The following is a 10,598-nucleotide window of genomic DNA, read 5'->3' as shown; positions in this document are numbered from 1 at the left end:
GGCCCCGGGCCGCACGCGGCCCCCCCCCCCGGGGCGGCCCCGGGTGCTCCCCCCGCCGCGAGGTCCGTGACGCGATGCTGCAGCTGCGTGCTGCCGCCCGCTCCGTGGGCAACGAGCCGGTGCCGCAGCTGGTGCGTGACATCCTGGCAAACCTTGGCTACACGGCTGACCCGCCCTCCGGCGGAGGAGCCACGCGTGAGAAGTGGGAATCCCTGGCCGCGCTCGTTGCGCTGGCCGATGAACTGCACGCGAACCGCACGCTGGACCCGGACAGCATTTTCACCCTGGCGGATTTCACTGCGGAGCTGGAGGAACGTGCCGCCGCCCAGCACGCGCCGAAGGTCCAGGGCGTAACCCTGGCCAGTCTGCACTCAGCCAAGGGTCTGGAATGGGATGCCGTCTTCCTGGTGGGGCTTAGCGAAGGCCTGATGCCGATCTCCTTCGCGGACACGCCCGAGGCCGTTGATGAAGAGCGGCGCCTGCTTTATGTGGGCATCACCCGTGCCCGGGTGCACCTGTCTCTGTCCTGGTCCACAGCCCGCACTCCCGGCGGCCGGGCCAACCGCAAGCCCTCCAGGTTTCTGGACGGGCTGCGGCCCAACACGGCCCGCGATGCCGGCTCTCCCCGGCAGGTCCGGCCGGCCCGGAAGAAAGTGACCGGTCCCGCAAAGTGCCGGGTCTGCGGCAGCCTGCTCACCACCGGGGCGGAGCGCAAAATGGGCCGCTGCGGGGACTGCCCTTCAACGTATGACGAAACAACGTTCGAGGCGCTGCGTGAGTGGAGGCGTGAAGCCGCAAGCGAAGCGGGGGTTCCGGCGTTCGTTGTGTTCACGGACGCGACGCTGGTGGCCATCGCCGAGGACAAACCGCCCACGCTGAACCGGCTGGCGACAATCCCCGGGGTGGGACCGTCCAAGCTTGAACGCTACGGGGAGGCAGTCCTGCAGGTGCTGGCGCAAAGCCCGCAGCTCTAGCCGCTGCGAACCGGGAACGGCTCAGGCAGCTTCGATCCGGGCCGACTGCAGCCGGCAGCCGCAGTCCGGATGGAAGTCCAGCGCCTCCAGGCCAATGTGGCCGTCTGCGGCGCGCAGCTGCAGGACAGCAGACCACGTAACCGGCTGGGCGACGCCGTCGAGAAAGGACAGCGCCTGCCCTGCCGCTGACGCAGCTGCCAGGGTTGCTGATGCGGTTTCCTCACCTCCGGGACCCGGCGGCCGTGCAGGACCCGCCGGCTCGGCCGCCGGTGCATACCAGCCGGGGTCGGAATCCCCGCGGTGGCGGTCCAGGCAGCCAAGGCACGGAGTTGCGCCGGGAACAACCAGCGGACCCACCTGGTAGCCGTACTGCTGCACGGAGACGGCCAGATGCGGCTGCTCGAGTTTGTCCCCGGGCAGGGCGCGCAGCGGCGCGGGCTTCTCCGAGGCGAGGATGGCCAGGTCGACGGCCGCGGTCCGAACCCCGCCCGCCGGCCAGGGAACCTGCAGGACACGCACCGTTGGATCAATTCGGTACAGCTGGCGCTTCACGGCCGAATAGCGCGGCATGCCGATGTCCGTCAGCGCATACGCCGGCCCGACGTCGCTGGGGGAGACCACGCCGCCGTCACCCAGCAGCACGGTGCCCACACCCGCAGCTGCGAGGATCCGTGCGGTCAGGGCCCCGCACCGGCCCAAACCCAAAACCTCGACGACGGCTCCGCCGCGCAGGGCAAGGGCGTCCACCGCATCCCGGCCGTAGACAGCCGAGAGGCGTTCGCCGTCGGGCCGAAGCCGTTCCTCGCGCAGGGGCGGAAGCAGCGGCCGGTTGCCCGGCTGGGCCAGCAGGACCGGGGCCAGTACCCGGAGCAGCTGCTCCACCCGCCCGCTCTCAAGCCCGGCGGCAGAACCGGCGGAGGTCTCCTCACCGTCCGGAACTCCGTTCCGCAGGGAACCAATGAAGGCAAGGTCCCCGCTGGTGAGTCCGGCCAGGAGCAGGGCGCCTTCGCCCAGTCCGAACTGGCGGCGGTCGGTGCCTAGGTCCAGGACGTAGATGCCCGGGTTGATCCGCATGCCGGTCTCCTCTGGTCTGGGGTGTGCTAGTGCCGGGCCACCATGTTGGCACGTCCAGAACCGGCTGGAGCGGGTTTTCCACAGGAATCGATAAGCCGGAGTCAGGCAGAATAATGTGGAGATATGCCTTCTGCGTCCGTGCCAGCCACCACCCGAGCCGGGTTGCCCATCGAAGTGCGGCGTTCGGCACGCCGGAAGCGGACGGTCAACGCCGTCTTCCGGGACGGCGTCGCCGTCGTGTCCATTCCTGCACACTTCACCAAAGCCCAGGAAGCTGAATGGGTGCAGCGGATGGTGGACAAACTCGAGACCAGGGCCGCAGCGCCGCCTGTTGATCCGGCCGAGGCCGATTCAGGGCTCGCCGAGCGCGCTGCAGAATTGTCCCGCCGCTACCTCAAGGGCGCGGCCAGACCCGTGTCAGTGCGGTGGGTAGCCAACCAAAACTCGCGCTGGGGCTCGGCAACGCCGGCCCGGGGAACCATCCGGCTGTCGGACAAACTGATTGGCATGCCGGCCTGGGTGGTGGACTACGTACTGCTCCATGAACTGGCGCACCTGCTCGAGCCCTCCCACGGGCCGAAGTTCTGGCGGCTGCTCGAGTCCTACCCGCACACTGAAACGGCGAAGGCCTATCTGTCCGGGGCTGCCTACGCCAGCGCCCGCGGACTCAAGGGTGAAATGTCAGAAGGCTAGGCGGACGGGCCGCCCTTGCCGGGCTCCTGGCCGTCGTCGCCGGAGCCGCCTTCATCACCGGACGGGTCCTCCGCCGCGGTGCCGTCCCCCGGGGCGGAGGAATCATCAGAGCCGTTTTCCTTTTCGTCCGCGGCGGGCTCGTTGAAGCCGCCCTCCAGCAGCCGCCGCAGTGCTGCATCGACGTCGGAATCGGAAGCGTCCAGGAGCTCACGCCGCTTGCTGAAGCCTGCCGGATCATCGAGGTCTTCGGAGGTGGGCATCAGGTCCGGGTGCTGCCAGACGGCGTCCCTGCCTTCGATGCCGCGTTCTTCACGCAGCTGGGACCAAAGCGCGGAGGCATCCCGAAGCCGGCGCGGCCGCAGTTCCAGTCCCACCAGCGATGCGAAAGTATGCTCAGCCGGTCCGCCGCTGGCGCGGCGGCGGCGGATCATTTCCCGCAGCGCTGCCGCGGAGGGAAGGTTCGACGTCGCAGCGGCGGTAACCTCGTCCACCCAGCCTTCGACCAGGGCGAGGGCGGTTTCCAGACGCTCCAGAGCGGCAGCCTGGGCAGGGGTGCGCTCCGGCTGGAAGACGCCTCCGGCCAGGGCTTCCTGGATTGACTCCGGGTTGGCGGGATCGATGTCCCGGGCCACCTCTTCCATCTTGGACATATCGATGTGGATGCCGCGCGCGTAGCTCTCGATGATGCCGAACAGGTGGGGTGCGAGCCAGGGGGCGTGCGCGAACAGCCGGGCATGAGCGGCTTCGCGCACGGCGAGGTACAGCCGTACCTCGGTGTCGGGGACGTCCAGGCCTTCGCCGAAAGCGGCGACGTTGGAGGGCAGGAGCGCCATGGTTCCCTCGGAAAGTGGCAGGCCGATGTCGGTGGAGCTCAGCACTTCCCGGGAGAGCGCACCGACTGCCTGGCCCAGCTGAATGCCGAACATGGCCCCACCCATGTTTGCCAGCATGGAGGACGCGCCGCCCATCATGGACTTCATCTCCTCCGGCATCTGGGTGGTGATCGCGTTGGACAGGGCCTGGGAGATGCTCACAGCCACCGGTTCGGTGAGCCTGCGCCACGAGTCCATGGTGGCTTCAACCCACTCCGCGCGGGACCATGCTTTGCCAAGGGTGGTCGTTGACGGGAAGTCCGTGACCGGGTCCAGCCACATCTGAGCCACGTGGAGTGCTTCATCGACCTCGCGTGCCTGTCCGGAGGTCACTGAGGGATCTCCGCCTGCAGCGGCGACGCGCCGGGCGTTGTCCTTAGCCAGCTGCCAGTTGACGGGTCCCTCGGACGGGGCGCTGAACATGGCCTGGACCTGCTGGAAAATCATCGCCATGGCATTCGGATCCGACGGCAGGCCCGCTGCCTTGGCCAGCTCCTGCGGATCAAGGCCGCCCGCGGCCCCGCCGCCGCCAAAGAGACGGGCCAGCATCTCGGACAGCGGATCCTGGGGAGTGTCTCCGTGGTCAGAGGGATTTGAGCTCATGGGTACCACCGGTCCTGTGGAAGTTCTAGTGCATAAGCAGCCAGTGGGTCACCGGCTGCGTGGATTCCCACGTTACCGGCACCGGCCGTGCACTGTCCCGCATTCTCGGGATACGTTCGCTGTTGGCAAAGGGCGCACGTGGGAGAATGTCCCAAGACTTCGTGTGCGCCCGGCTCCGCCGGTGCTTTCGCGGGGCACATGCATCTTCCACCGTCCGGCCGCTGCCGGGCTCCGGCCGTGCGCCGCAGGAAAGGACAGCCGATTGCGTTCCCCGAACGACGAACCCTCCGCAGGAAACAGCCCCACGGGTGTGCCCGCCGGAACGCCGGCTGCGCCGCAGCGCCCCGAGCGGCGTTCCCCCCGCAGGCGTGCGCTGCTTTTCTCCGGCGGTACAGCCCTGGTTCTTGGTGCTGCCGGACTGGTGATCCCGGCGCCGTACGTGCTGGAATCACCTGGCCCCACTTTCAACACCATCGGGGAAATCGGTGACAGCCCGCTGATCACGATCAACGGCGAGCAGACCTACCCCACTGCGGGCGAGCTGGCCCTAACCACCGTGTTCGTCTCCGGCGGGCCCAACGGTGCGGTGAACATGGGTGAAGTCGTCGCCTCCTGGCTAGACCCGGAGGACGCGGTGCTGCCCGTGGACTTCGTCTACCCGCCCGGCACCACCCGCGGCGAAATCCAGGAAGGCAACGCCGCCGCGATGACCTCCTCCCAGGAGTCCGCGGTTGCTGCCGCCCTGGACCAGCTGGAGATTCCCTTCACGGAAGAACTCTCCGTCGCCGGGGTCATGGAGGATGCGCCGGCCGAAGGGATCCTTGAGGCCGGTGACATTCTGCTCTCAGTCGACGGGACTGAGGTGACGGACGTTGAGTCCCTGCGGGAGGCCCTGAATGAGACGGACGGTGCACCCGCCCGGATTACCGTGCGCCGGGACGGACAGGAACAGACGCTGGAGGTGACGCCGGTACTCGGGGAGAACGGCACCTACCAGATGGGCGCTTACCTCAGCATTGATTTCACCTTCCCCTTCGAAGTTGAGATTGCCCTCGAGAATGTCGGGGGCGCTTCCGCGGGGATGATGTTCGCTTTGGGGATTATCGACAAGCTGACCCCCGGGGAGCTGACCGAAGGACGGAACTTCGCCGGCACCGGAACCATCGACGCCGACGGCAGGGTGGGACCGATTGGCGGTATCGAGCAGAAGATGGTGGGAGCCGCTGCTGCAGGTGCGGAGTTCTTCCTGGCACCGGAAGCGAACTGCGACGAAGTCGTAGGGAACATCCCGGAGGGCCTCGAGGTTGTCAGTGTGGAAACCCTGGACCAGGCGCTCAACGCCGTCGAAACCCTTGCAGCGGGCAACACTGCGGAGGGCCTCGCACGCTGTTCCGGATAACCAGGCGGCGGCATTCCCGGAGCCGGATCGAATCACGATCCTAATAAGGTTCGGGCCCCGCTGCCCGATAAGTGGCCCTGTGCGGGATTAACAGGGCAGAATAAGGAACCACGGCAAGAAACGGGCAGGCCGTCGGACACAGGGGTCGTACGTTGCTTCGATACCGAGGCAGCAGAGAATCCGAACTCGCCGAGCTGTTCGCAGGTGCCGTGAGCCGACGTACCGAACGATGAGGTAACTGTGACTTCCGGACCTAATGGCCCATTCTCCCAACCGAGCCCCAGCACCACCCGTCGGCGGCGCAGCCCGCTGATTGCCACCCTGATCGTCGTAGCCGTACTGGTGATCGGGTTTGTCTACTTCTCCCAGGTGTACGCTGACGTGCTTTGGTACAACCAGCTTGGCTTCCTTGAAGTCTTCGTCAAGGAAAACCTGACCCGGATCGCCCTGTTCGCAGCCGCGTTCCTGGTCATGGCCGTCTGCGTGTACCTCAGCATCCGCGCCGCTTACTCCTCGCGTCCGATCTATGCGCCGGACAGCGCGCTGCAGGACAACCTGAACCGCTACCAGGCCCAGCTTGAGCCGGTACGCAAGCTCCTGATGATCGGAATTCCCGTGGTCGTCGGCGGATTCGCCGGCACAGCGGCCATGGCCATGTGGGAACAGGCACTGCTGTTCTTCAACCGCAAGGACTTCGGGCAGACTGATCCCGAGTTCAACATGGACTACAGCTTCTACCTGAACACGCTGCCGTTCATTGGCTTCATCGTGGGCTTCCTGATCTCCGTCGTCGTCATCAGCGGTATCGCCGGACTCCTCACCCACTACCTCTACGGCGGCATCCGCCTCGAAGAGAAGGGCGTCTTCGTCAGCCGCCCGGCACGCATCCACATTGCCGTCATTGCCGCTTCCTTCCTGCTGCTGCAGGCCGCGAACTTCTGGCTGGACCGCTACAACACGCTCCTGAGCACCTCAGGTTCCTGGACCGGCGCGCTATACACAGACGTCAATGCCGTCATCCCCACGAAGGCCATCCTCGCCGTTGCCTCGGTGATCGTGGCACTGCTGTTCATCCTCTCGGCGATCATCGGCCGCTGGCGGCTGCCGATCATCGGTACGGCCATGCTGGTCATTACCGCAATCGTGGCCGGCGGCGTGTACCCCTGGATCGTCCAGCGCTACCAGGTTGTTCCCTCGGAGCAGACCCTTGAGCGCGAGTACATCCAGCGCAACATCGACCTGACCCGCGAAGCCTACGGACTGGCCGACACCGAAGTGATCGACTACGACGCAACTGTTGACGCCAACGCAGGGGCCCTGGCGGCCGACGCCGGAACCACCGCGAACATCCGCCTGCTGGACCCGAACGTCGTTTCGGACGCTTTCGGCCAGCTCCAGCAGTTCCGCCAGTACTACCAGTTCCCGGAAACCCTGAACGTTGACCGCTACAACGTGGAGGGCGATGTCCAGGACACCGTCATCGCCGTTCGTGAGCTGAACATCAACGGCGTCCCCGACGGCTGGGTGAACGAGCACATCCTGTACACCCACGGCTACGGCGTGGTCGCAGCCCGCGGGTCAACGGTGCAGGCTGACGGCAAGCCCAGCTTCATGGAATCCGGCATCCCCTCCACGGGTGTGCTGGGCGACTACGAACCCCGTGTGTACTTTGGCGAGTCTTCCCCGGACTACTCCGTAGTCGGTGCTCCGGAAGGATCGGCTCCGGTGGAAATCGACCGGCCGCAGACCGGAAACGCAGAGGATGACACCCAGACCACCTTCTCCGGCGACGGCGGACCCAGCGTGGGCAACCTCTTCAACCAGCTTGTCTACGCCATCAAGTTCCAGTCCACGGAACTGCTGCTCTCGGACTTCGTCAACGAAGAGTCCCAGATCCTTTACGACCGCGATCCCCGTGAACGCGTGGAGAAGGTTGCGCCCTACCTGACCGTTGACGGAAACGCCTACCCGGCCATTGTTGACGGACGCGTGAAGTGGATTGTGGACGGCTACACCACCAGCCGTTACTTCCCGTACTCCACCCAGCAGGAGCTTGCTTCGGCAACCACCGATTCCCTGACCGGCGGTGCCTCCGCCGCACTGCCGGCAGACCGGGTGAACTACATCCGCAACGCGGTGAAGGCGACTGTGGACGCCTACGACGGTTCCGTCACCCTGTACGCCTGGGACGACGAGGATCCGCTGCTGAAGGCGTGGCAGGATGTCTTCCCGTCCACGCTGAAGCCGTACAGCGACATGTCGGCGGACCTGATGGCGCACGTGCGCTACCCGGAGGACCAGTTCAAGGTCCAGCGTGAGCTCATGGGCCGCTACCACGTCACCGATGCAGAGTCCTTCTACAAGAACGACGACGCATGGTCCGTTCCGTCCGACCCCACCCGGACGAATTCCGACGTCAAGCAGCCGCCGTACTACCTCTCGCTGGAGATGCCCGGCCAGGACAGCCCGGCATTCTCCCTGACGACGCCGTTTATCCCGTTCGTCAGCCAGAACGGTGAAGCGCGGAACGTGCTCTACGGCTTCCTCGCAGCTGATGCCGATGCAGGGACCGGCAAGGACGGCGAGAAGGCGGAGTCGTACGGAACGCTGCGCCTGCTCGAACTTCCGACTGACACGGCAGTACCCGGCCCCGGCCAGGCACAGAACCGGTTCAACTCGGATCCGACGGTTTCCAATGCGTTGAACCTGCTGCGCCAGGGTGCTTCCGAAGTCATCAACGGCAACCTGCTTAGCCTGCCCGTGGGCGGCGGCATGCTTTACGTGCAGCCGGTCTACGTGCAGTCCTCCGGTGCCTCCTCCTACCCGACGCTCCAGCGCGTGCTGGTGAACTTCGGCGAAAAGGTTGGCTTCGCCCCAACCCTGGACGAAGCACTTGACCAGGTCTTCGGCGGCGACTCCGGAGCTGTCACCGGCGACCAGGAGAATGTTGGCGAGACGCCGGTTGATCCCAGTGCTCCGCCCGTGGAAACCACGGCCCAGGCTGACCTGGAAACTGCACTGTCTGATGCCGGTGCAGCCATTCAGGAAGGACAGGAAGCCCTGGCCAACGGTGACTTCGCAGCCTACGGCGCAGCGCAGGACAAGCTCAACGCAGCTATCCAGCGGGCCATCGGCGCGCAGGACCGCATCGCGGGTGCTGCTGCCGGTGCCGCTGACGGCTCCGGCGACGAGGGCGCCGATTCGGGCGAGGAGAATTCCGGCGAGTAACCGTGTGAGTTGCGGCTCCACCCCGCGGACGGTAGAGTAGATACCGCGCCGCGGGGTGGAGCAGTTCGGTAGCTCGCTGGGCTCATAACCCAGAGGTCGCAAGTTCAAATCTTGCCCCCGCAACCAAAGAAAGATCCCCATTCGGATATCCGGATGGGGATCTTTTGTTTTGCCGGAAATTCCGGATCGGCTCTTTCCCTTAGCCGAAGCTACTAGACTCGCTGCATGAACGCCCGGCGCCACGGGAGGCCACACGGCAGCTACCGGCCCGGACCCGGGGGAGATCCCGGCCGAGGCGAAACTGCGCTGCAGAAACTGGACCGGAACTGGGCTGATCTTCTTCAGGAACTGCGTGTGCTCCAGACCGGAATCCAAATACTCACCGGGTTTCTGCTCACGCTGCCGTTCCAGCAGCGCTTCGCAACGCTCTCTCCGGCGCAGGTGGGCATCTACCTCTCCCTTGTGGTGCTCTCCGTCCTTGTCACGGCTGTCCTTATGTCCACCGTGGTGATGCACCGGTCCTTCTTCCAGCGCCGGATCAAGTATCAGCTGGTGCGCAACAGTGACCTCTTGCTGCGCTGGACACTGGTTCTCGTGGGACTCATCCTGATCGGCACTGTGGCACTGGTGTTCGATATTGTCCTGGGCGGAGGGGCCGGAGCCGCTGCCGGTGCCGGAGCCGCATTGGTGCTTATACTGCTTTGGCTGGTGCTTCCGCGCCGAAGCAGGAACCGTGCGCTGCGCCGGAACCGCGGCCTAAGCCCGTAACGCCAAACGGGCCGGTCCCAGCAGGGGACCGGCCCGTTTACCGGGGACAGCGAGGCTAGTTCTGCTCGATCGCTGACTGGTTGGCGGCAGAGGCCTTCAGCGCGGCCAGGCGTGCTTCGACCTCGGTCTGCTCGCCCAGGTCCTCAAGCGATTCGAACTGCGCGTCGAGACTTGAAGCTGCCAGCTCGTTCGCACCCCGCACCCGTGCTTCTTCGCGGCGGATCTTCTCTTCGAAGCGTCCCACCTCGGAGGTGGGGTCCATGACGTCGATGCTCTTGATCGCATCGTGCATCTGGTTCTGTGCAGCGGCGTTGCGGGAACGGGCAATGAGTTCGTTGCGCTTGGACTGCAGCTGCTGCAGCTTGTCCTTCATCTGGTTCAGCCCGGTCTTGAGCCGCTCAACGATTTCCTCCTGGGAAGCGATCGTCGGTTCGGCCCCGCGGGCCTCGTTCTCTGAAGCCATCTGGCGCTGGATGGCGACCTTGGCCAGGTTGTCGAACTTCTCGGCGTCCGTGGTGTTGCCGCTGGCACGGAACTCGTCAGCCTTCCGCGAGGCAGCCAGCGCCTTGTTGCCCCAGCTGCGGGCGTTCTCCAGATCCTCGTTGTAGTCGTCCTGCAGCATGCGCAGGTTGCCGATGGTCTGTGCGACGGCGCTTTCAGCCTCGGCAATGTTGTTGCTGTAGTCGCGGACCATCTGGTCAAGCATCTTCTGCGGGTCTTCGGCCTGGTCCAGAAGCGCGTTGATGTTGGCCTTGGCCAGTTGGGCGATCCGCCCGAATATGGACTGCTTTACCATCTGTCTGCCTTTCGCGTGTGTTCACGTAGTGCGTTGTTGTGCTGTTGCCAGCCTGTCAAAACCCCGGTCCGGCAGTAACCCGTCCCGGCAAAATCCGCGGATGCCCGTTGGCTAGAAGTTTCCTCCCGAAGACCCAAAGCCGCCTCCGCCGCCAAAGCCCCCGCCGCCGCCAAAGCCGCCGAACCCTCCGC

8 protein-coding genes and 1 tRNA gene are annotated in these 10,598 nt (G+C 65.6%); 6 read left to right on the top strand and 3 right to left on the bottom strand.

Annotation, left to right across the window (positions count from 1 at the left end; all coding sequences use genetic code 11):
• Positions 1 to 974: 3'-5' exonuclease (locus TVC13_RS17370; protein WP_422402389.1), on the top strand; the 974-nt coding region annotated here is incomplete at its 5' end.
• 21 nt (positions 975 to 995) lie between these two features.
• Here the strand turns inward: TVC13_RS17370 and TVC13_RS17365 are convergent.
• Positions 996 to 2,048 carry a ThiF family adenylyltransferase gene (locus tag TVC13_RS17365; protein ID WP_422402388.1) on the bottom strand — a complete coding sequence of 351 codons (1,053 nt, stop codon included), beginning with the start codon at positions 2,046 to 2,048 and terminating at the stop codon, positions 996 to 998.
• Between the two features lie 123 nt (positions 2,049 to 2,171).
• Here TVC13_RS17365 and TVC13_RS17360 point away from each other — a divergent pair, with 123 nt between their 5' ends.
• Complete coding sequence (locus TVC13_RS17360) at positions 2,172 to 2,741, top strand: SprT-like domain-containing protein (RefSeq protein WP_422402387.1); 570 nt, start codon at positions 2,172 to 2,174, stop codon at positions 2,739 to 2,741.
• Here the strand turns inward: TVC13_RS17360 and TVC13_RS17355 are convergent.
• Positions 2,738 to 4,216, bottom strand: coding sequence for a zinc-dependent metalloprotease (locus tag TVC13_RS17355; protein ID WP_422402386.1), 1,479 nt, complete (start codon positions 4,214 to 4,216; stop codon positions 2,738 to 2,740). The genes TVC13_RS17360 and TVC13_RS17355 overlap by 4 nt on opposite strands.
• A 262-nt stretch (positions 4,217 to 4,478) precedes the next feature.
• Between TVC13_RS17355 and TVC13_RS17350 the strand changes: the two genes are divergently transcribed.
• The 4 genes from TVC13_RS17350 (at position 4,479) to TVC13_RS17335 (ending at position 9,611) form a co-directional block, all read left to right on the top strand.
• Positions 4,479 to 5,615, top strand: coding sequence for a PDZ domain-containing protein (locus tag TVC13_RS17350; protein ID WP_422402385.1), 1,137 nt, complete (start codon positions 4,479 to 4,481; stop codon positions 5,613 to 5,615).
• Between the two features lie 240 nt (positions 5,616 to 5,855).
• Positions 5,856 to 8,843 carry a UPF0182 family protein gene (locus TVC13_RS17345; RefSeq protein WP_422402384.1) on the top strand — a complete coding sequence of 996 codons (2,988 nt, stop codon included), beginning with the start codon at positions 5,856 to 5,858 and terminating at the stop codon, positions 8,841 to 8,843.
• Positions 8,844 to 8,892: 49 nt separating this feature from the next.
• Positions 8,893 to 8,969: transfer RNA gene (locus tag TVC13_RS17340), tRNA-Met, on the top strand.
• 99 nt (positions 8,970 to 9,068) lie between these two features.
• A complete protein-coding gene (locus TVC13_RS17335) occupies positions 9,069 to 9,611 on the top strand; it encodes a DUF6328 family protein (protein ID WP_422402383.1) in 543 nt (180 codons plus the stop codon).
• A 55-nt stretch (positions 9,612 to 9,666) separates the two neighbouring features.
• Here TVC13_RS17335 and TVC13_RS17330 read toward each other — a convergent pair whose 3' ends face one another.
• Positions 9,667 to 10,407: a PspA/IM30 family protein gene (locus TVC13_RS17330; protein WP_091603118.1), complete on the bottom strand. Its 741-nt coding sequence runs from the start codon at positions 10,405 to 10,407 to the stop codon at positions 9,667 to 9,669.
• Positions 10,408 to 10,598: the final 191 nt, after the last annotated feature.

This window comes from Arthrobacter sp. 3Tela_A, assembly GCF_049311025.1.
In the GTDB taxonomy this organism is placed as follows: Bacteria; Actinomycetota; Actinomycetes; order Actinomycetales; family Micrococcaceae; genus Arthrobacter_B.
Note: the sequence above shows the minus strand (reverse complement) of the source record. Positions and strands in the feature narration are given on the sequence as shown.